This is a genomic window from Mesorhizobium sp. ISC11 (assembly GCF_037162595.1).
GTDB classification, from domain to species: domain Bacteria; phylum Pseudomonadota; class Alphaproteobacteria; order Rhizobiales; family Rhizobiaceae; genus Mesorhizobium; species Mesorhizobium ciceri.
The window spans coordinates 5154178-5174497 of the sequence record NZ_JAVSPW010000001.1 but is presented as its reverse complement, the minus strand read 5'-3'; the positions used below and the strand labels follow the sequence as shown (position 1 = coordinate 5174497).

16 protein-coding genes and 2 pseudogenes are annotated in these 20320 nt (G+C 58.8%); 9 read left to right on the top strand and 9 right to left on the bottom strand.

The window, feature by feature from the left end:
• Nucleotides 1–13: 13 nt before the first annotated feature.
• Both hisC and RPF88_RS25065 read right to left on the bottom strand, forming a co-directional pair.
• Entirely contained in the window at nt 14–1144 is a 1131-nt protein-coding gene (hisC, locus tag RPF88_RS25070) for a histidinol-phosphate transaminase (RefSeq protein ID WP_127318055.1), read from the bottom strand.
• Between the two features lie 872 nt (nt 1145–2016).
• Nucleotides 2017–2289, bottom strand: coding sequence for a hypothetical protein (locus RPF88_RS25065; RefSeq protein WP_206523012.1), 273 nt, complete (start codon nt 2287–2289; stop codon nt 2017–2019).
• A 1173-nt stretch (nt 2290–3462) separates the two neighbouring features.
• Here RPF88_RS25065 and RPF88_RS25060 point away from each other — a divergent pair.
• Both RPF88_RS25060 and rpoN read left to right on the top strand, forming a co-directional pair.
• Nucleotides 3463–3996: a peroxiredoxin gene (locus RPF88_RS25060; protein ID WP_024505252.1), complete on the top strand. Its 534-nt coding sequence runs from the start codon at nt 3463–3465 to the stop codon at nt 3994–3996.
• Nucleotides 3997–4064: 68 nt separating this feature from the next.
• Entirely contained in the window at nt 4065–5498 is a 1434-nt protein-coding gene (rpoN, locus tag RPF88_RS25055) for an RNA polymerase factor sigma-54 (RefSeq protein WP_337123398.1), read from the top strand.
• Here rpoN and RPF88_RS25050 read toward each other — a convergent pair.
• From RPF88_RS25050 to RPF88_RS25025, 6 genes and pseudogenes are all read right to left on the bottom strand, one after another.
• The gene (locus tag RPF88_RS25050; RefSeq protein WP_024505250.1) at nt 5495–6121 is read right to left on the bottom strand and encodes a nitrogen fixation protein NifQ; all 627 of its coding nucleotides are present in this window, start codon (nt 6119–6121) and stop codon (nt 5495–5497) included. The two genes, rpoN and RPF88_RS25050, sit on opposite strands and share 4 nt — an antisense overlap.
• A complete protein-coding gene (locus tag RPF88_RS25045; RefSeq protein WP_024505249.1) occupies nt 6108–7160 on the bottom strand; it encodes an LLM class flavin-dependent oxidoreductase in 1053 nt (350 codons plus the stop codon). Before RPF88_RS25045 ends, RPF88_RS25050 begins: the two co-directional genes overlap by 14 nt.
• A 138-nt stretch (nt 7161–7298) precedes the next feature.
• A complete protein-coding gene (locus RPF88_RS25040) occupies nt 7299–8900 on the bottom strand; it encodes an SDR family oxidoreductase (RefSeq protein ID WP_063169384.1) in 1602 nt (533 codons plus the stop codon).
• A gap of 148 nt (nt 8901–9048) precedes the next feature.
• On the bottom strand, nt 9049–9636 hold the full coding sequence (locus tag RPF88_RS25035; RefSeq protein ID WP_245463580.1) for a nuclear transport factor 2 family protein: 588 nt from the start codon (nt 9634–9636) through the stop codon (nt 9049–9051).
• Between the two features lie 138 nt (nt 9637–9774).
• A pseudogene (locus tag RPF88_RS25030) lies at nt 9775–9897 on the bottom strand (ferredoxin); the annotation flags it as partial.
• Between the two features lie 29 nt (nt 9898–9926).
• Nucleotides 9927–11105 (bottom strand): cytochrome P450, encoded by a 1179-nt coding sequence (locus tag RPF88_RS25025; RefSeq protein ID WP_024505246.1) that lies wholly within the window; start codon nt 11103–11105, stop codon nt 9927–9929.
• Between the two features lie 1487 nt (nt 11106–12592).
• Here RPF88_RS25025 and RPF88_RS25020 point away from each other — a divergent pair.
• On the top strand, nt 12593–13825 hold the full coding sequence (locus RPF88_RS25020) for an MFS transporter (protein ID WP_127318061.1): 1233 nt from the start codon (nt 12593–12595) through the stop codon (nt 13823–13825).
• 261 nt (nt 13826–14086) lie between these two features.
• Here the strand turns inward: RPF88_RS25020 and RPF88_RS25015 are convergent.
• Nucleotides 14087–15118 (bottom strand): annotated as a pseudogene (locus tag RPF88_RS25015) (hemin-degrading factor); the annotation flags it as partial.
• A 586-nt stretch (nt 15119–15704) separates the two neighbouring features.
• Between RPF88_RS25015 and RPF88_RS25010 the strand changes: the two are divergent.
• From RPF88_RS25010 to RPF88_RS24985, 6 genes are all read left to right on the top strand, one after another.
• Nucleotides 15705–16025 (top strand): HesB/IscA family protein, encoded by a 321-nt coding sequence (locus tag RPF88_RS25010; protein ID WP_127318079.1) that lies wholly within the window; start codon nt 15705–15707, stop codon nt 16023–16025.
• A 17-nt stretch (nt 16026–16042) separates the two neighbouring features.
• Nucleotides 16043–16363, top strand: a complete 321-nt coding sequence (locus RPF88_RS25005) for a hypothetical protein (protein WP_127318065.1) — start codon at nt 16043–16045, stop codon at nt 16361–16363.
• 12 nt (nt 16364–16375) lie between these two features.
• Nucleotides 16376–17587: a cysteine desulfurase NifS gene (gene nifS / locus RPF88_RS25000; protein ID WP_126063817.1), complete on the top strand. Its 1212-nt coding sequence runs from the start codon at nt 16376–16378 to the stop codon at nt 17585–17587.
• A 180-nt stretch (nt 17588–17767) separates the two neighbouring features.
• Entirely contained in the window at nt 17768–18145 is a 378-nt protein-coding gene (gene nifW, locus RPF88_RS24995) for a nitrogenase stabilizing/protective protein NifW (protein ID WP_024505239.1), read from the top strand.
• A 188-nt stretch (nt 18146–18333) separates the two neighbouring features.
• Nucleotides 18334–19185, top strand: a complete 852-nt coding sequence (locus RPF88_RS24990; protein ID WP_127318067.1) for an electron transfer flavoprotein subunit beta/FixA family protein — start codon at nt 18334–18336, stop codon at nt 19183–19185.
• A 16-nt stretch (nt 19186–19201) separates the two neighbouring features.
• On the top strand, nt 19202–20311 hold the full coding sequence (locus RPF88_RS24985) for an electron transfer flavoprotein subunit alpha/FixB family protein (RefSeq protein WP_127318069.1): 1110 nt from the start codon (nt 19202–19204) through the stop codon (nt 20309–20311).
• The last annotated feature ends 9 nt before the right edge of the window (nt 20312–20320 follow it).

Sequence of the window (20320 nt, the reverse complement as noted above, 5' to 3'; positions counted from 1 at the left end):
CATTACTTGATGCTTAATGTGAATTGACTTCATGCTTGAGCACACCGCGATTCTTCTTAAAGCTCATACAGACGCGTTTGGCGGCAGCAAGGAATTTGTCCATCTGCTCTGTGGTGCCAATGCTGACGCGAATACAGTTCTTCAAATCTACGTCAGGAAAGCTGGCGATGAGGATCGCCTGCTCTTTCAACGCGGCTTGCCAGCATGAGCCCTCCTGTCCCGCTGGCACACGGGCCAGCAAAAAGTTTGCGTGGGAGGGTGTTACGGAAAAGCCAAGTTGCAACAGCGCCAGGGTCACTCGCTGTCGTTCATGCTTGATGTGCCTGTGGTTCTCTTCGTAGGCGTGGCGATGCGCAAGAATGCTTTTCCCGACCGCCTGCCCGATCACGTTCATGTTGAAGACATTCTGGATGTTGCGCAGCCTGCCAATGATTTCTGGGTGACCGAAACCGAAGCCGACTCGCACGCCAGCAGCAGCATAGCTCTTTGAAAAAGTCCTCAAGATCAAAAGATTCGGATGTCTATTGACGAGGCGCAGGGCATGGTCGGGTGCGAAGTCAACGTAGGCCTCATCCAAGACGATCAAGCGATCTGCTTGCTCCACAAGGCGTTCGATTTCGGCCACCGGCACGAATGTTCCGGTCGGATTGTTCGGATTAGCCAACAGAATGAACTTCGCGTCTTTTGCAGGGCCGGACAGCAGTTTTTCTATCGGCAGGGGATGAGCTTCGCTCGATGCGATTTCGAGAAACTCGGCACCCTGCAACATGGCAAGTTTACGGTTGAACGAAAATCCGGGCGACAGCATTGCCACTCTATCTCCTGGGGCGAGGAAAGCTCTGTAGATGAGTCCGAGCAGCTCCGACGAACCGTTGCCGGCAATCACCTGATCTTTGGAAAATCCGTAAGCATCGGAGGCAGCTGCCCTTAAGCTGAGATTGTCGTCTTCCGGATAAAGATACTGGTGTTCGATCGCAGCAATTGCACTTTGCATTACGCTCTTCGGCAACGGAAACGGGTTCTCGTTCGTATTTAGCTTAACGCAATTTGCATCCGTCGCTGGTCCGTTGGACGAGAGAGCATCTAATTTGCTGGCCACCGGCGAAAAAAGCGAAAGCACGGTCTTCAGTTTTGCATCGCACATGTTCTTCTCCGTTTTTCAGTCCCGCAGGGCATGTGACATGAGGCAATCGTTGATCGTGACTTGATCGACGTTCGGCTATATCAGCGCTGCCTTCCCACCCTGGTGGGGATCGCCGACCACGGTTTGGATTTGACACCGGGAAGCTGTCGAGAACCTGATGACGACCCAACGTGTGGCCGACGGCCGATTCGGCCCAACAGACGGTGTTTCAACATCGCATCGTCCTCAAAGCCGCATGCAGGGCCTGCACGACAGCCCGTCTCCAGCGCCCGCAGATAGGTGGAAGCCGAAGTCTTGCCGAACCTCAGTTGCTCTGCCACCTGGCCCACCGGACTGCCCTGTTTATGGGTCAGGCGCAGGATATCTCTGACGCTCGTTCGTCTTGCTTGCTTCCGTCTTGGCATGGGCTCTCTCGGTTTGCTGATGAGAGAGCCAAATACCGGCTCATCTGAGCATGAGACGCAGGCCTGACGATATGGAGCGTCGCTGGTGGCGCGCGTAGCCAAGAGGGTTCGCCTCGCTGGCGGGGCATGCAAGACGGCGCACCTCCTTAGCCATCCTGTCCCATCGTCTCAGATCGTGAGGCGCACCTTATAGTCGGTGAGGAGATCTTGCAGGGTCAGGTTACGCCCTAGCGCTTAAGGTTGTTGGTCGCACCGAGCAAGCGCGGGACCTGTCGACGGACAACAGCGGTGCCGCTGCCGGCACTAGGTCGTCCAGCATCACAGTGAATCGCGTACGTAGTATCTTGTCGTAGGCGGCATTCTGGATAGCCGGATACGGGCTCTTCACCCGCTGCACCACCGATTGCGGGATGATGTCGCGAGAAACATTCACGGATTTCGTGAAAAAAGTGTACCCGCCGAAGAGCCCTACTCGCGGGGGCGGTGCAGCACCACCTCGGTGTCACTGCTCGTGTTCATGCGATGGACTAGGCCGGCCAGCTGTTGACGCAGCTCGCGGTAGTTGTAAGTCTCACCCGAGTAGACGAGCACCAAGTCAGGTCGGCCATCCTCCTGGAGCATCCTCGGCTGGCGGCCGCCCTGGATATCGATGATTGCCAGGCGGTGGTGTCCCAGCGCCGCAGGCCCGCCGATCCAAGTCCCCTCGTCGTCCGGACCGTGGTTCGCTATGGTGGCCGTCATATCGGCAAGCTCCCTTCGCGCATCGGGACCTCCGAGGTCTGGATTGAAGTCGATCCATTCACAGATGCCGCACAGGTTATGTCGCCGCATTTGGGCGAAGCAGATATGAGGCCAGTGGGAAACCATCGAGGCAAAGTGACGGATCTAGCCCAGCTACGATCCGCATCCGACATTGTCGGACATCGGACAGCACCGCGATTCGCTGCATAGGAAGCCTGGAGTCGCGATTTCCCCTGGGGGAATCAGCGCATGAAAGGAGAGCTGGGTCGTGTCTGCCGAAATGAGAAATTGCTCCCCCTTATTGCATCACCGAGGAATGTTACCCAGCGCGATAGACGGACATGCCCTATCTCCCCCCGTTGCAGCTGAGGGAGATAGGGGCCAGCTCTTCATTCAACCCTCATGGAGGATGATCAGCCCAGCCATTTCCATGCGCCGGCCTTCACAAGCCGTGCACCATTCAGGTTCTTTTCCTTGAAGCGCGACGATCCTTGTCAGACGTCGCAACACTTGCTGCCGAGAGCACGAGCTCTTCCTCGAGCATGCCTTGATCTGCGCCTCGAACGGCTCGCACATGCTGGGTTTCAACGACTTCGCAGAGGTTGATATTCTGCAGTGACTTCGTCTCGCTGCTGCACGGCATTGACGCTGGGAGCCATGCTCGCGTGGCGCAATTGTGCTGAAGCCGGTGCCCACGGTAACGTTTCTTAACCCGCCCCAGATCCTGGCGTTTGGCTATTTCCGACATTCGTGTCCGGCTTCGGACAAAGGCCGGGTTTGCCGAACGGAGTCGCACCCAATTTCCAGTGCTGCTTGAGCAATAATATCGACCGGCATTACTGCACAACACGAAAGTTGCTGCAAAAACCGAAGTGAACCCAAGGCATCGGGTCAATTGGCATGGCGCTTGCGACTCGGTCGATAGAACGCAGTCAAAATCACGGTTGCAGACCATGCCTACCTCTCAAAGCTCGATAAAGCACGCGAGCAAAATTCCCCGTCTCCGCGGAAGCTCGTCGCCGTTGAACGTGCCTGCTCGGGGGCGGTCTTGCACAAGACCGGTCCGAGGCAACCACGCCAAGGCGCGAGGCTGCCGGAACTGTCGACCGAAGTCGATGCCGCTTCAGTTTAACCGAAAAATGCACCGTACCACTTTGGCCTGGAAGCAAATCAATGACCTATAGAAAGAACGTTCCTCTCGTGACCTTTCGCACGCGTGTTCGCGATGAGTCGATCGGGGGGCCAAATCCTTATCGGTGGGAGAACAAGACCTCCGACGATTATTTCGGGGGCAAGCGCATCATCCTGTTCTCGCTGCCTGGCGCCTTCACCCCGACCTGCTCGACCTTCCAACTGCCCGATTTCGAAAAACTCTATGATCAATTTCTGGAACTGCGAATTGACGCGATCTACTGCGTCTCGGTCAACGATGCTTTCGTCATGAATGCGTGGGGAAAGTCCTTGGGGCTGCAGAAGATCGAGCTGATCCCAGACGGGTCGGGCGAGTTCACGCGCAAAATGGGCATGCTGGTCGCGAAGGACAATCTGGGCTTTGGCATGCGCTCCTGGCGATACGCCGCTCTGATCGACGATGGCGTGGTGGAGCAGTGGTTCGAGGAGGAAGGCTTCTGTGACAACTGCGAGACGGACCCCTATGGCGTTTCATCCCCGCAAAACGTTCTCGACAAATTGAAGGCGGCGGCATGACCCAGAAGTGGAAAGTCTCACACAACCCAAGCACACACTAGAGCCTCCTCGGCAGATCACGGTTCAACATGCATCTCTCAGCAAGCCTGCTTCAACGCCAGAAGCAACGTATGGTCTTATCGCCTCAAGCCATTGAAGCTATTCGCTTGCTGCGATTGACGCATACTGAACTCCATCAGCTCGTGCAGCAGGCACTCGAGAAGAACCCCGTTTTGAAGCCTGACCCGTTTGACGACGATTCGCCGCTGCCAGGGGTGGATCAGCGGAGCAGTCAAAGCAGAAGCGAAATCGGCGAATCGCCCATTGGCGGGCCGTCTGGCGGGCGCGGGCAATGGAAGTCGCAACGCAGTAGCGGCAACGATCGACCTGCCGTCGAGGAGTTTACCGCCCACACCGAAACATTGCACGACCATGTCGCCCGCCAGGTCGCCCTCACCCCGTTCACCCCCCAGGAGCGGCTGATTGCCGGACAGCTCGCCGCTCATCTGGAGGACACTGGCTATCTTCAGGTAAACCTTTTCGATCTGGCCAGTAGGTTAAACGTTCGGCAAGCTGATGTGGAACGGGTCATCGGAATCTTGCAGCAATTTGATCCGCCGGGCATTTTTGCGCGAACTCTCAGCGAATGCCTGGAGATTCAGCTGCGCCAGCAAGACCGGTTCGACCCGGCTATGGCAGCTTTGGTCGCCAATCTCGAGATGCTTGCACGGGGGGATTTTCAGGGATTGAAGCAGCGTTGCGGAGTCGACGAGGAGGATCTCCTCGACATGAGGAACGAAATCCGCGCGCTCGATCCCAAGCCTGGAGACCGGTTCCAGTCCGGGACGCCGGAAACCATCGTACCGGACGTCTGGGTAATGCCCTCGTCCGAAGGTGGATGGCGGGTGGAGCTTGATCCGGCCACGCTGCCCAAAGTGTTGATTAACCAAACCTATGTCGCCGAAATCTCGCAGCTGACCAAGCAAAATCCGGAAGGCAAAGCGTTTCTCGACCATTGCCAGGAAACAGGGAACTGGCTGATCAGCAGTCTCAAGCAGCGCGCTAAGACGATCCTTAAGGTTGCGACCGAAATCGTGCGCCAGCAGGATGCCTTTTTTACACACGGCGCCGCCCATCTGCGGCCTCTCTGTCTCAAAAATGTCGCTGACGAGATCGGCATGCACCAGTCGACGGTAAGCCGGGTGGCTTCGAACAGGTACATGTTAACTCCGCGCGGGGTGTTCGAGCTGAAGCATTTTTTCGCTGCGCCAATCGCATCCTGCGAGGGCGGCGATGCGCACTCCGCCAAAGCTGTCCGCCATCGGATCAAGGCAATCATAGCCGAAGAATCGCTCGACAAGGTACATTCCGACGAAGACATCGTTGCTCAACTCAAGGAGACCGGCATCGATGTCGCTCGCCGTACCGTCACCAAATATCGCGAGGCGATGAACATCCCTTCCTCCATACGACGGCGCCGCGATAAGCGTTTGTCCGCAGCTGCGATCAAGCGAAGTGACTAACCGACATTCGTGGTCGGCGAGAGGCAACTCTCAACTTCCTCCGGGCCGAAGCAGCTTTCGAAGTCATGGCATTCCCCGCAACTGGGTGCTGTGCATGACGAAAAGCCTTCGGCCTCACACAGCTTGCGGTAAAAGTACTTTTTCCATTTCATGTTTTCTGTGTTGCCTGCCGCCAGCGCGGGAAAATGTCTGGCAAGCAGGCGGCTGAGCTCAGCGCGATTTGAGAGGCCAAGATCCCGCCAAAGATGGTCCATGCGCATCGCACGCCGGGCGATGATCTTGGCCAAGCGGGCGCTCGCCGGGTCGGCCGGCGCAGCATGCGCTAGCAGCAGCCGGCGTAGCAGTTCCTCTTCCAGTTCCGGCTCGGGCTCGCTCAACTCCTCCAAAGCGAATACGCTGCTGGAGGTAGACGGGAAAGTTGCGGCCAAGACATCACGCAATTCGACAGACGAAAGGCCTGTCCCCTCCGTCGCCAACACCTCGCCCGCCTGGACCTCCTCAAGCGAACGTGAATGTACGCAGGGCAGCACATGCTGATCGAAGCTCCTCCCTAGCTCGGACCCACGCCATTGCGCGCTGGATAGGCAGCCATCATCGTAACGGCCGGCTTCAGCTTCCGGCATGACAAAGCGCCTTGTTGACCGCAGGGATGATCTTGTCGCCCCAGAGCTCGATCTGGCGCAGCATCGTCTTTTGGTCGAAGTCGCCCAATTGAGTCTGAACTGCGATCTGGTCCGGTTTCAAGATATCGATCTCTTCCAGCAGGCGATCAATCACGCGATTTACGCTGCCAATCGGCAAATTTTTGCGCATGGTCTCGAAGGACAGATCCTGCTGGGTCGGTGTCTCCTGCAGCAGGTAGCCATCGTGGCTCTGTTGGCGGCGCTGATGCAGGGCTTCAGAAAGCCGGCGCTGGAAGCGGGCATTGTCGAGATAGCTGTTGATCTCCAACTCGTCGTGGCTGGCATAGCAGCAGCGCAGCAGCGATATCTTGACGTCGGTGACGTTCTTTTCCTCGGATGCCGCCGCCCTCTCGACTGATTCACGCAGTGTGGTCAAAGTCTCTAAGCCGTCGTGGAAGGCTGTGACAAAAAAATTGTGCCCCTCGCGGTAGGCCCGAGCCATCCGTGCGGCTCCGCCAGCGATCCAGATAGGCGGCGTCGGCTGCTGGACTGTGCGGACCGAAATCGCTGTTGGGGGGATCTTCTCATATTGGCCGTCGTGTTCGAAGACGTTTTGGTTGAGGCCCTTGAGAATGATGTCCAGGTATTCCGAAAAGACGGCCGGCGCCTCATCGATGTCCACGCCGAACCGTTCGAACTCGAACTGCTGGTATCCCAAGCCTACGCCGAGCTCGAGACGGCCGTTCGCAACGATGTCGGCGAAGCCGATCTCGGACAGCAGGCGCTGCGGTTGGTAAAGCGGCAGCACGCAGACGGCAGTGCCCAGGCGAATCGTGCTTGTCAAGCCGGCGCAGTGCGCCACCATCATCAGCGGGGATGGTATGAGGCTGTAATTGTTGAAGTGGTGCTCAGCAAACCACGCGGTGTTGAACCCAGCCTGCTCCGAAGCGACGGCCTGTTCGATGGAGTTGCGGATGACGCTTTCTGAGGATTGGTGATAGCCACGCTGGGCGGCCAGAATGAAAGTGGCAAATTCCATGATTTCTCCTCGTTATAGACACGTCAGCCGACCGGGAATGTGCTCGGCATGCGCATGCTTGGATCTCAAGCACCTCAGGTGCGTCGTGGAGCCGAGGCTTCATAATGCTCGGCCGGTCGCCCTGCGAAGGCCTGGCAATTAACCTGCCGCCTCCGCAAAACATTCGTCATAGAGCTCGCTGGCGTTTCCCGCATCACCGAACGAGGTCCAGCCGCCGTCCACGTAGAGGATCGAGCCGTTGATGTATGAGGCGTCAGACGAAGCAAGGAAGAACGATGCATCTGCGACGTCTTCTGGCCGTCCCATCCTGCCCATGGGGATGCGTCGTCCGATTGCTGTCAGGTCGATGCGGCCGGCTTTGGCCAACTGAGCAAGTGCGGGCGTGCGGATGTGGCCAGGAGCGACGGTGGCTGTCCGAATTCCGACCGGCCCGAGTTCGGCCGCCATGCAACGGGTCAGCATATCCATCCCCGCCTTGGAGGCGCCGTAGGCATGGCGCGGCGCGAACGGCAGAAAGCTGTCGATCGACCCGAGATTGAGGATCACGCCGCCCGGGCGCATAGCCTTGATCGCTTCGCGCGCGCAGGTGAAGGCGCCGGTAAGGTTGACATCCAGGACGTGTTCGAGCTGTTTCGACAGTTGCTCGATCGCAGGCACAATCCTGTCGGCGGTATCAGCACTATTGACCAGAACATCGATATACCCGAAGCGTCCCCTCAGTTCTTCGAACATCGACACCACATCGCTCTCGACGGCCACGTCCAGCGATTTCGCCAGATGCTTGCCGGGGAGCGATGTAGCCAGCTCTGCCGCTGCAGTGCCATCTTTATCAGCAATCACGACGGTGTCGCCGTTCGCGGCAAAGCGGCGAGCGACGGCCGCGCCAATGCTTTTTGCGCCACCGGTGACGAGCACGATTCGCGCATCTGTGCATTCGGCCGGACAGGAGAGCTCGGCTTGGAGCGCACCATCCACCGGCGGGTGAGCATCCCCCGGCTGGTTGAATGACATCCAGCCTCCGTCGACTGCCAGCACCGAGCCGGTGATGTAGCGCGCCTGCGTGCTGCTCAGAAAACGCACGACCCTGGCGATCTCGTCGGGGCGAGCCAAGCGCCCCATCGGCACGCGGCGGCGTATCGCCGCGAGGTCCATTTTGCCAGCGCGTGCCAGTTCTGTGACCATTGGGGTGCGGACGGAGCCCGGCGCCACCGCCGTGACGCGGATTCCTCGCATAGCCCACTCGCATGCAAGGGACTTTGTCAACGAGATCACGCCAGCTTTCGAGGCTGCGTAGGCGTTGCGCCTGGGATTGCCGACCACGCCCGCCATCGAAGCCACATTGACGATCGCACCGCCCGGCTTCATGCGCCGCGCCGCTTCCCTGGCCATAACGAATGGCCCAATAAGGTTCACTGTCACGCCGCGTCGGAAGGTATCGACAGCGGTGTCGATGATCCTATCCATCGTGGGTCCAACCGCCGCATTGTTGATGAGGACATCGATTTGCGCGAAGCGTGCTTCGACCTGGCCGAAAAGTGAGAGCATGTCCTTCTCTCGCGACACATCGCACTCCAGACCGACGTGCGGCGACCCGAGATCCCGAGCCAGTTCAACCACACCACTGCCCGGAAGGTCCACCGCAACTACAGTGTCTCCGTCCGCGGCAAGGATATCGACCAGGGCACGGCCGATCCCGCCCGCAGCGCCTGTGATGATTACGGTGCGTGCTGCCAGTTTCACGAGAGCTTCTCCACGATGACCGCTTGTGATCTCAGCCCATCAACCTTGGGCGGAATGAAGGGCCGAGCCAAATCGTTGCAGTGACCGCCAGTTGCGGCCCCACACAGATGTCGTTCCCGTAGGGCGCTCATCCTCCATTTCTACCCACTTATGCAGCTCCCAGTTGGGGACCCTCGACGCCATCTTGGTCGGTGGGGATGTGACCCTTGAGCAACTGGTAGATGGGATCGTCTGGATGTGGTGCTCCAATCGGCTGTCGCTGGCCGAACCTATCTGCCTCAAGAATCGCTGGCGGGATTTGCTCCTCAACCCAATCGTAGACGACTGTCCGTTCCGCAATTCGCCACTCGTCCTGCCTCTTCTGAAACAGATCGCAGTAACGGCCGCAAAGCAGCGTCTGACGTATTTCTTGGTCTGTATCCGGTCCGCGTTGCAGCGCGGTGAAATAGCTCTCGACCGCGGCCTCTGCTGAACTGATGAAGTCGATCAGGCTGTTCGTGATTTGATGGATGTTACGGTGCCCCGGCAGACCGAGAGCAAATTGGATGAAGTCCTCTGCCGGTCCGCAATAGGGACCGTGCCTGTCATACGCTTCGGGCCAGTATGCGCTACGCAGCGCCGCCTCATCGGCGCGGTCTATCCCGCGGCAGTACCGATACAGGCAGTTGCGGATCGCCTCTCGGTCACGCAGTTCGGTAATTTTCGCGTGGTCGACAGGGTCTGTCGCGAATTGTATGATTGTTTTGTCCTTCCCGATGCCAGTCTGCACTTTGCGTGTGTCTCTCTCTACAACTGAGTTAGCGGGGGGCTCGTCAACTTCCAGAGCTTGTTCGGGGCAGGCTCGTACCCCTTTTGAGGCAAGCAGTTGCTCCCCATCGGCAACATCAATATCACCGGGCAAGATGTAGCCGGCGTCATCAAGCTTGAAGACTCTCGGCGCCCGCGCCCAGCAGCGCGCATGACCCTGGCATCTGGCTTTATGTACGACGACACGCATAGCGAACTCCAATGTCGTTGGCTGAAACTTCAGGACCAGTCCAGGATCAGATTCTCGATCCCGAACACATGGCCGCCGAAGGTGATAGGTTCAGTCCCTGTCTTGATCCGAAAGGCTGGGATGCGCGCCAGCCACTCCTCCAGGCCAATGACAATCTCCCGCCGGGCAAGGTGTGAGCCAAGACAACGATGGGGACCATAGCCAAAGGCAGCGTGCCGGTTGTCCTCGCGCGCCAGATCGATCTCATTCGGGCATTCGAATTCCGCCGGGTCACGATTGGCAATCATCGTGGCACAGGAAACATAATCTCCCTTGCGGATCGGCGCGCCTTTGAAGTCGACATCCTTCGTTGCCACTCGGATCATCTGAATGGTCGAATAGGCGCGCAGCAATTCTTCCGCAGCGACGGCAATCCGGTCAGGTTCGCTTCGTAGCAATTCCTGATCTTTGGGGTTGCGCGCGAGATGGGCCAAGTCGAAGCATATGGCTGCTGAGACCGTGTCGAGTCCCGCGACGAACACAAGCACGCCGATGCCACGGACTTCTTCGTCACTGAGCAGACGACCCTCGACCTTTGCCTTCACGATGAAGGTCATGAAATCATCGACCGGCTCCTTGCGGCGCTCGGTGGCAAGTTCGTCGATGAAGGCCACGATCGCCCGGGCTGCGGGTGGTCGTTGCTCCTTATCGCCGTGGAGCAGATCTCTAGCCCAGCCGACAAATGTTTCTAGTCCGTCGTCCGAAAGCCCAATAAAGCGAAGGAAGATATTGACCGCGAACGGAACTGCAAAATCCTTCATGATGTCGCAGCTCGTGCCTGATGCGGCGATCCTGTCGATCAGCTTGATCGCTCGTTCCCGGACAGCCGGCTCCAATGCCATTACCCGCTTTGGCGAAAGCAGCGGATTGAGCAGTGAGCGAAAAACACCGTGGAATGGCGGATCGAGCTCAAGCGGGATCATCGGCCAGCTCTCGCCGAGCACAGAGGCGAAGATGCTGCGATGGCTGGAAAACGTTTCGGTGTCCTGCAGCACCCGGCGCTGGTCGCTCGCGCGAGTGATGACCCAGGTACCCCGACCGTCGCGCGTGTTGCTGGTTGAATAAAAGATCGGAGGCCCGGCATGAACGCAAGCAACCGCGGCATGCGGATCCCCGTTAGCCGTCGGCAACATGCCGGGCGACGTAAACAGGTTGAAGTCCCTCACCATTTCGGGCGGGACATGATCTGGAACCGGCCGCGATTTAACCGCGCCAGAATCGAGAGACCGTTCATGAGATGCTGTCGGCATTTGCATGCAATCGTTGGTGCAAGCTCCGTGCCGAATTCGTCTTTCGATAATCCTTGCCGTTTTGCTGGGCAACAGGTGGCGCCTGTGCTGACTTACTGGTCGGGATTGCAACATTCTTGTCCAGCGTCGGACACAGAATGTAGAAAGCTAGACACCGACTTGGAGCAACTCAACTGGTGGGATCGCTAGCCGATCATGTGCCTGGGGAGCATCCAGTTCGAAAGCTTGCGCTAAGCGGCTTGGTGACTTGGCCGAGGTCACCAGGTGGAAACGACCAACACTTGGGGTGAGCCTAGTGGCGCTCCCCTCGATGATGTCTGGCGGGGTGGTTAGCCGCCTCCGTGGGACAAGATCAGCCTACACGAATGGACTATAGCCTCTCCTCGCCTGCCTCATTGGCCGTCCTTCAGAGCCGGCCACACGAGCTTTTGTCTTTCAGCAGGGCGTTTTTCTCGCCAGCTACAGAGCCACACCGACGCCATTAATGAGCGTCCAGTCGACGGGTTGGATGGCCCTGTCCATCTTGCCCAGCACCTTGGCTTCGCATTTGCCGGTGCGGCGGAAGCCTTCAAGACGCAGTTCTTGACCTTCTCCAGATCAGCCTCGGACGGATATCGGCAAGGGTTCAGCTCGTCCTTTTGAACTTGCGCATCTTCGTGTTGGCCAACCCCAGGCCGCCCGACATATTTGCGGTCTATCCGGCACCTCAACTTCGAACAACCTTGCGGCAAGCTCTTGGGATAGCCCACGCTCGTGCCTCCACCACCCGCTCAGCAGAGCCAGATTTGTCGTTGATGGCACGGAACTTGCGCAGTCATTCGCAGATGCGTCACGGACCGAGAGTGTCGTCCCATGAATTCGATCACCAAAAAGGCCGCCCGACGTTGCTGGGACCGCCTGCAATTACCTTATCCCAGAATTGGGAGCAACGGCTTCAAAAGGGATAACTCATCACCTCAATTTTGTCGATCGCGCGGCCATCGAACCGCAGCCATCCATCAGACTTCCGCCTCGTTGCACTCATTGCGACCGCCTTGGTGCTTGCGACAACCGCTCAATTCTGGCTGCCAGGATAACCACATATGGCGACGGAACTTCCTGCTTCAAAGCAATATAGAGATCGTCGATCATCCCCCCATCAAGGCCTCGATCGAGGACACCGCGTTCGGCTTGCTTGGTTCGCAGTGAACAGACCGCACTTCACGAATGCGATCGATGCGACCGCGCCGAGAACTCTCCCGCATTGTCGACGGTTGGGTCCGTCGGCCCTCCGATGAGGCCTCGGATGCGTCGGGCGCCGAGGCCTCGACTGATGCCGACTGGCCGCCGCCGGAAGGTCTCGCGGCTTTGATCCCCGGCGATGTAGCCACCCCTGCTGCAACAGCTCCTAGCCGGAGAACTCATTCATGACCGAATCGGCGACAGATTTAGTGGACGCGGCTTTGTTCGACCGAGATCGGCTTGACCCAGAAAGTCCATATCAACGTTCTGGCCCTGCATGGGGTGCCATCATTTCGCTTTCCTTCGGCACCTTCGGGCTTGTGACGGCAGAGTTTCTGCCCGCCAGCGTTCTGACACCGCTCGCGCATGATCTCCGTATCACCACGGGCACGGCTGGACAGGCGCTAACAGCGACCGCAATCGTCGCGGCGATCTCGGCACCGATAATCGCCATGGTGACAAAGCGTCTGGACCGCAGGGTCGTCATCTGGGCGATGACGCTCCTGCTGATCCTGTCGAACGTTCTGGCAGAGGTTGCGGGGTCGCTGCCGGTTTTGCTGGCGGCACGCGTCGTCCTTGGCATATCGCTTGGTGGTTTTTGGTCTATTTCGGCAGCGTTGGCGATGCGGCTGGTTCCAAGTCACCTCATGCCGCGCGCCATGTCGATCATCCTCACCGGCGTTTCTGTCGCCTCCGTCTGCGCGGCTCCAATCGGCGCTTATGTCGGTGACATTTGGGGATGGCGAGCCTCGTTCAAGGTCGCCGCAATCGTGAGTGCCGTTGCGCTGCTCGTGCAACTCGTAACCATTCCGCCACTGCCTCCGATCGAAGTGCGCAGATTCCGCAGCCCGCTGGATGTCGCGAAGAATCCGGCGATGAAGGTTGCGGTGCTAGTCGTGCTATTGGTCGCTTCCGGCCATTTTGCCAGCTTCGCCTACATCCGCGCCTTTCTCGAGAGCGTTCCTGCGCTCGAAAAGAAGTCAATCCCGCTCGTGTTCCTTGCTTTTGGCACGGCCGGCGTCTTCGGCAATTTAGCCGGCGCATTCCTCACCAAACACAGTCTCAAGGCGGTCGCGGCCCTGCCGCCCCTGCTCATTGCCGTAGCCGCTGTCTCGCTCCTGACCATGGGAGCATCGGCCTTGACCTCGGCAATTGCAGTTGCCGTATGGGGCTTTGCTTTTGGCGCGGTCCCGGTCGGATTGCAGACATGGATGGTGCTACGCGCCGCTCCGAAACAGGCCGAGAGCGCTGGTGTACTGATGGTCATAACCTTCCAAGTGGCCATCGCAGCCGGCACAACTTTCGGTGGCCTATTGGTGGATCACACGGGTATTGCCAGTGTCTTTGTCTACAGCGCGGTTGCCACGTTCCTCGCTGTCTTGACAGTATTTTTGCTCGGCCCGAACCGCAAAACCTGACCGCCTGGTGGGGAGTGACGGTCGGCGGCGTTCACGCTATTGCCACCTCTGAGCTCGGCCCAAAGGCCGCGGCTTCGTCGTAACCATGCGGTCGATGGGGCAGCGCCAAATTGCTTCCTGCTCATCGCGTTGCGATAATACAGCGCGCTTATTGCGTCATCGTGTCCCCGGTCTCGGCTTCAATGCCCGGCTACTGGCTGCGGAGGCAGATGGGCGCCGGCGTCCCACCGACGACGATCGGTCTTTTCTCATGTAGCTGTCGGGGAAACGAGGCAGGTTTTCCGCCAGAACCCGCCAGTCGTCGCGCTCGCGTTCGCCTTCCTTGCGCGCACCGAACAACTGGATGATGATCTTGCCGTCGGACCCATATGCTTCGAGCGAGGTGACGTGACTGTCATTGGTCGGCTTGCGCACGGCCCAAACCTCACGGATTTGGTGGGTCCTGAGATGCAGCCGGAACATTTCGTCCAGCACATGGATGCACGGCCCGATCTGCTTGACCGACTTGATTAAGCCGGAATGGGTCTGGATAGAACCTCGGTTGCCGACGAAGCACATGATCGGCAATTCGTCTTCGGCCGCACGCTGGAGCACGGCGCCAACTGCGGCATTGTCGAGCAGCCAAGCGTAATCCTGGCCGACCATGCGCAAAGCCTGGCAGCGGCTGAGCTTGAGCGTCTTTAGAAGGTTGACGTCAGTCAGCCGGCTCCAGTGCTCGCGTAGGTCGTCCACCGTGCCGGCCCAGTCCGCAGTCCTCGCGCCCAGGTCGGCTACTCTCGCCTTAAGCGACATGGTCGGCTCCTGGTTGGCGGATACGAGCTCGGCCACCAGCTTTCGATAGGCATGAAGGTTGGAGACCGGCCTGAGATGCACCTTATGCACTGCTGCGCCGGTGGCGTCGAAGAATTGCAAACTGCGCTGGATTCCGCCGCGATGGCGCCTTTCAACAGCGAAACCATACCTCCAAGCTTGCGGGAAGACGCGAAGGTCGAATTCGTCACCAAGGACCATGGCGTGATTGTTGCCGGTTATCACTCTGTTGAAGACGCCAATCTTTTCGTGCACGGCACCTTGATTGCGGGTCAGCGCCGTCACTTCGCCCACGAATTCGAGGCCCGTCAGAACGTGATTGACGCGCGGGTCGATGCGTGCCGCGCCGAAACCGCAATGGGCCGCGACCAGTTCCGCTTCCGAAATGGCCAATTGGGCTGCGAAATCACGCGCGGGAATGTTCGGACAGACTTCCCACGCACGCCGGATTTCGTTGGGCGACCGCTTCTTGCGCTGATCCATGTTTTTACCCCTGCCCCGTTCTTCTTTTGACGATCGATCGAAAAACGGGCCTCAGGGGTGTGCACGGCGGACGCGATCGATCGTCAGGCACATGCCAGTCGAATCCTGTCTCCGGGCGGTCAGCGGCCAATCGCCGGTAGAGAGCGATTGTTGGGTGGTCGGCGCCAATCGGCCGATCGAGCATTCGGGTACCACCGGCGGTGCTGCTTTCCCACTCAAGGCGGGTCTGATGGATCATATTGCTCTCCTTCGTTCTTCGATTGCGAGGGCAACCCAAAGGTGAATCGGCCGGCAATTTTGCCGCCGCAACGAAGGCTTCACAAAAATCGTGCCAGTTGCTCCGCGGCAAGCTCTGAACATCTTTGGCTCTGTTCATTGCTTTACGCGTGAGTGCATCGCGAACTCAGGCGCCCTTCCTGTGACGCGGACGCGACAAATCCGACAGTAAGTGTCGGTTGTCGGACGTCTCCCCAGCAATCGAGCATAAGAGACGTCGGGATGTCCTACGGTTTTTGACACGTCTTCCCTTTGGCACGGTCCATGCGAGATGATCCGCGAAAACGTCGGACCGAGGAGAAATCGAGCCATGATTACGCTCACCGACAACGCTGTTGCCGCCATCAAGGCCGCTCTTTACCGCGCCAGCGAGCCGGCGGAAGGATTTCGCATCATGGTCCATGCCGGCGGCTGCGCCGGCTTCCAATACTCAATGGGCCTGGAGAGCGTCTCACGTGAGGGCGATGCGATCATCGAGCGAGATGGGCTCAAGGTGTTCATGGATAGAGGCTCCCAACCCCATGCCGCCGGCATGACCGTGGACTTCGTCAATGGGCTCGAAACATCCGGCTTTGTTTTCGATAACCCCAATGCGCGTGAGACGTGCGGCTGCGGCAAGTCCTGCAAATGATTGCTAGGGAACAGGCTATGTTCGACTATAGCGACGCCAAGGAATACTGCGTCGAACCGGTAACCGCCGGCGCTCTGGAACCGGCCGACACGCACTGTCGGCCCGGAACAATTGCGTTCGGTGATGCGCCAAATCGCGATCATCGATCGTTGCCGTGGGCAAGCAAACAAAATTGCCCGAAACAGCTGAATTCCCGGCAGATGCCGCCACCAAAGGGCAATGTCGACAGCGACCGGTCAGCCAAGCCATCGCTCGCCCGGCCGCCCACCTTACCAGATACGATATGCGCCAGAGGTTCAATGGCCGCCCGCCTACCCTTGAATCATTTCAGCAGTTGAAGGATCACTCCCATGAACCCTGTCTATCTCGACAACAACGCAACGACGCGGGTTGATCCTGCAGTCGTTGGAGCGATGTTGCCTTTCTTTACGGAGCAATTTGGCAATCATTCGTCCATGCACGCCTATGGCGCATCGGTTGCTGAAGCCGTGAGAAAGGCGAGGCAACAGTTGCAAGCCCTCATCGGCGCGGGATTCGAGGACGAGATCATCTTCACCTCGGGCGGGACTGAAAGCGACAGTACAGCCATCCTTTCGGCGCTGGAGGTGATGCCCGACCGAACGGAAATAGTGACTTCCGCGGTTGAACATCCGGCCGTTCTGAAGTTGTGCGCGCACCTTGAAAAGACGCGCGGCGTCAAGGTGCACATTATCCCAGTCGATCACCACGGCCGGCTCGACCTGGACGCCTACAGAACCGCTCTCACTCCACAAGTGGCAATCGTCTCGATAATGTGGGCGAACAATGAGACCGGTACGATCTTTCCCGTGGTTAAGCTTGCCGATCTAGCCAGGGAAGTCGGCGCGCTTTTCCACACTGATGCAGTGCAGGCGGTCGGAAGGCTTCCGATTGAGCTGAAATCGACCGCGATCGACATGCTGTCGCTCTCCGCCCACAAGCTGCATGGTCCAAAGGGGATAGGCGCGCTTTATGTAAGACGTGGCGTGCGCTTCTCCTCCATGATCAAGGGTGGGCACCAAGAGCGCGACCGGCGTGCAGGCACTGAAAACACACCCGGCATAGTCGGACTGGGCATGGCGGCCGAACTCGCCTTGAAATTCATGGACGAGACAAAACGAATAAAATGGTTGCGCGACCGCCTTGAGAACGGGATCATCCAGCGCATCCCAAACACATCCATCAACGGCGATCCGCAAGAGCGATTGCCAAACACTGCAAACATTGGATTCGAAGGTATCGAAGGCGATGCAATTCCAATTGTCCTGAGCCGGCTGGGAATCGCCTGTTCCGCCGGGTCCGCCTGTGCCTCTGGCTCACTGGAACCGAGCCATGTTCTGATCGCTATGAACGCGGCATGTGGGGCAGTCCGCTTCTCCTTGTCGCGTGACAACGGCGAAGATGACGTAGACCGCGTGCTTGAGGTCCTGCCTGCGATCACCGAGAAGCTACGGGCCGTTCCCAGTGCTGGACTGTGCGGGCGAGGTGCGGAACAGCTTCATTCCGGCCCGGGTCCGAGCGGCACAATAGCCGACGAGCCGTGAGGTCTTCCTCAACGTGACGACCCTGCGCAATGGAGAGCAGTCAAACTCGGGGTCGCCTTCACCACTTCAGAAAAGCTTGAGATCGCCAAGTCTCTTGCCCAGCCGCCGTGCCAGAGGTCGGCACGCCGTCAGCAATGTCACCAATGCATCGACACCACAATTACGCGCCGGGAGAATACAATGAACTGCTCCGCTGATAGCCGCCCGATCGATCGCACCGATATCCTAGCGCGACTGAAGGGCCTGTCGGCCGCGGAGGACTTCTTCGCCTGCCTTGGCGTCTCCTACGACCCGAAAGTGATGAATGTCTCGCGGCTCCATATCATGAAGCGCGTGGGCCAATACCTTGCCGAAGAAGATTTCTCCGGTCTGCCTAACCAGGTAATCGCCGCGCGGGTGCGCGCCAAGCTGGAACGCGCCTACGAAGATTTCGCGACTTCCTCGCCGCTCACGCAACGTGTGTTCAAGGTGCTAAGGGACCACGATCCAAACATATGTCCCGCACCTGGCCGCGCCTTCGTCCCGCTCGACTCTGCACTGAAGCGGTTCGGAAAGTAATGAGCCCGACACGGCTGCGACGCGACAATGTCGAGAAGTCGACAAATCCAGTCCTCATGACGCCTCCTCGGAAGCAAACGAAGCCACCTTCTGGAATAGAGGCAGGAAGACGACTTGGCATGAACGATGCAGGCAATGAGGTGAACCGCCAAGCACGAATCCGGACTGGGAGCTTAGAGAAACCGCCAATGCATATCGTAATCTGCATTAAGCAGGTGCCGGATTCGGCACAGATCCGCGTGCACCCGGTGACGAACACGATCATGCGTCAGGGTGTTCCGACCATCATCAATCCTTACGACCTGTTCGCCCTCGAAGAAGCGCTCAAACTGCGCGACGTTCATGGTGGCGAGGTTACTGTGCTCACAATGGGTCCGCCCATGGCGGAGGACTCGCTGCGAAAGGCGCTCGGTTACGGTGCTGACCGAGCAGTTCTCTTGACGGACCGCTATTTTGCCGGATCCGATACGCTGGCGACTTCCTTTGCTCTTTCGCAAGCAATCGCAAAAATTGGGGAGACTTTCGGCAGGCCGGACATCGTCTTCACCGGCAAGCAGACGATTGACGGCGATACCGCCCAGGTCGGACCGGGCATAGCCAAGCGCCTAGATTTATCGCAACTTACCTATGTCGCGAAGATTGCCTCCATCGATCTCGATACGCGAGAGATCGAAGTCGCGCGTCGCGCCGAAGGCGGCACCCAGTTGCTGAAGAGCAGACTCCCTTGCCTCATTACCATGCTGGAAGACACCAACGAAATCCGCCGGGGCTCGCTCCAGCAGGCTCTGTGCGCGGCGCGCAGCCAAGTCGTGAAGTGGACTGCAGCCGACGCCGGCATTGACGATCTCACCCGGTGCGGTCTGCGTGGCTCGCCTACAGTCGTCAAGCGTGTTTTCGCCCCCACCGCACGGGCAGAAAGCGCGGCGCAGATCGACACCGCGGAAAGGGGCTTGCAGGACATAGCCGATGAACTCATCGCCGATATCTTAACCCGCCGGCCGGCGCTGGAACATGAGCTGGCCTTCAACAGCGGCACGTGACGGCCAGGAGCAGAAAATGTCGACCGCAAGCCAAACTACCCCTCGCATTGCCCCCGGCCGTGCCGGTGTAAAGAAAGAACTTCCCGACCGTTTCAAAGACTACCGGCACGTGTGGGTCTTCCTCGAGCTCGAACGCGGCAATGTGCATCCTGTATCATTCGAACTGCTGGGCGAAGGCCGCAAATTGGCCGACAAGCTTGAAGTCCAGCTCGCGGGCGTCGTGCTGGGACCGCCGGGCGAGATGGTCGAGGACGCTGCTGCCGAGGCCTTCGCTTACGGGGCGGATCTTGTCTACATCGTCGATGCGCCGCCGCTCGCCGACTACCGGAACGAGCCGTTCGCCAAGGCGCTCACGGATCTGGTCAATACCCATAAACCCGAAATCCTCCTTCTCGGCGCGACCACACTGGGCAGGGATCTTGCAGGCTCGGTAGCGACGACCCTGCAGACGGGGCTCACGGCCGACTGCACCGAACTTGATGTAGATTCCGACGGTTCACTCGCCGCGACCCGTCCGACTTTTGGTGGCTCATTGTTGTGTACGATCTATACACTAAATTACCGGCCGCAAATGGCGACGGTGCGACCAAGGGTCATGCCTATGCCGCAACGGGTGGATAAGCCGGTCGGGCGTGTCATGCGGCACAAGCTGTCGCTCGTTGAGGACGATATCGTCACCAAAGTCCTCGGCTTCCTACCGGATAACCAGTCGGCAATGGCAAATCTTGCCTATGCGGATGTCGTGGTTGCGGGAGGCCTCGGTCTCGGAGCGGCGGAGAACCTTCAGCTTGTGAAGAATCTTGCCCGAGCGATCGGCGCCGAGCATGGCTGTTCGCGCCCCTTGGTCCAGAAGGGCTGGATGCCGGCTAATCGACAGATTGGACAAACTGGCAAGACCATTCGACCGAAGCTTTACATCGCGGCCGGAATTTCCGGCGCCATCCAGCACCGAGTTGGGGTCGAGGGGGCCGATCTCATCGTCGCGATCAACACCGATCCGAACGCGCCGATTTTCGAGTTCGCCCACCTCGGGATCGTCACGGATGCAATCCGCTTCCTGCCCGCACTGACGGAAGCCTTCACCCGGCGGCTGTCGCCGCACAGTCGAGACAAGCTTGCGAGTTGAGGGAGAGGA

Coding starts and splice junctions, on each gene's coding strand:
- hisC (WP_127318055.1), bottom strand. CDS start 1,144: ATGTGCGATGCAAAACTGAAGACCGTGCTTTCGCTTTTTTCGCCGGTG.
- RPF88_RS25065 (WP_206523012.1), bottom strand. CDS start 2,289: ATGACGGCCACCATAGCGAACCACGGTCCGGACGACGAGGGGACTTGG.
- RPF88_RS25060 (WP_024505252.1), top strand. CDS start 3,463: ATGACCTATAGAAAGAACGTTCCTCTCGTGACCTTTCGCACGCGTGTT.
- rpoN (WP_337123398.1), top strand. CDS start 4,065: ATGCATCTCTCAGCAAGCCTGCTTCAACGCCAGAAGCAACGTATGGTC.
- RPF88_RS25050 (WP_024505250.1), bottom strand. CDS start 6,121: ATGCCGGAAGCTGAAGCCGGCCGTTACGATGATGGCTGCCTATCCAGC.
- RPF88_RS25045 (WP_024505249.1), bottom strand. CDS start 7,160: ATGGAATTTGCCACTTTCATTCTGGCCGCCCAGCGTGGCTATCACCAA.
- RPF88_RS25025 (WP_024505246.1), bottom strand. CDS start 11,105: ATGGTGAGGGACTTCAACCTGTTTACGTCGCCCGGCATGTTGCCGACG.
- RPF88_RS25020 (WP_127318061.1), top strand. CDS start 12,593: ATGACCGAATCGGCGACAGATTTAGTGGACGCGGCTTTGTTCGACCGA.
- RPF88_RS25010 (WP_127318079.1), top strand. CDS start 15,705: ATGATTACGCTCACCGACAACGCTGTTGCCGCCATCAAGGCCGCTCTT.
- RPF88_RS25005 (WP_127318065.1), top strand. CDS start 16,043: ATGTTCGACTATAGCGACGCCAAGGAATACTGCGTCGAACCGGTAACC.
- nifS (WP_126063817.1), top strand. CDS start 16,376: ATGAACCCTGTCTATCTCGACAACAACGCAACGACGCGGGTTGATCCT.
- nifW (WP_024505239.1), top strand. CDS start 17,768: ATGAACTGCTCCGCTGATAGCCGCCCGATCGATCGCACCGATATCCTA.
- RPF88_RS24990 (WP_127318067.1), top strand. CDS start 18,334: ATGCATATCGTAATCTGCATTAAGCAGGTGCCGGATTCGGCACAGATC.
- RPF88_RS24985 (WP_127318069.1), top strand. CDS start 19,202: ATGTCGACCGCAAGCCAAACTACCCCTCGCATTGCCCCCGGCCGTGCC.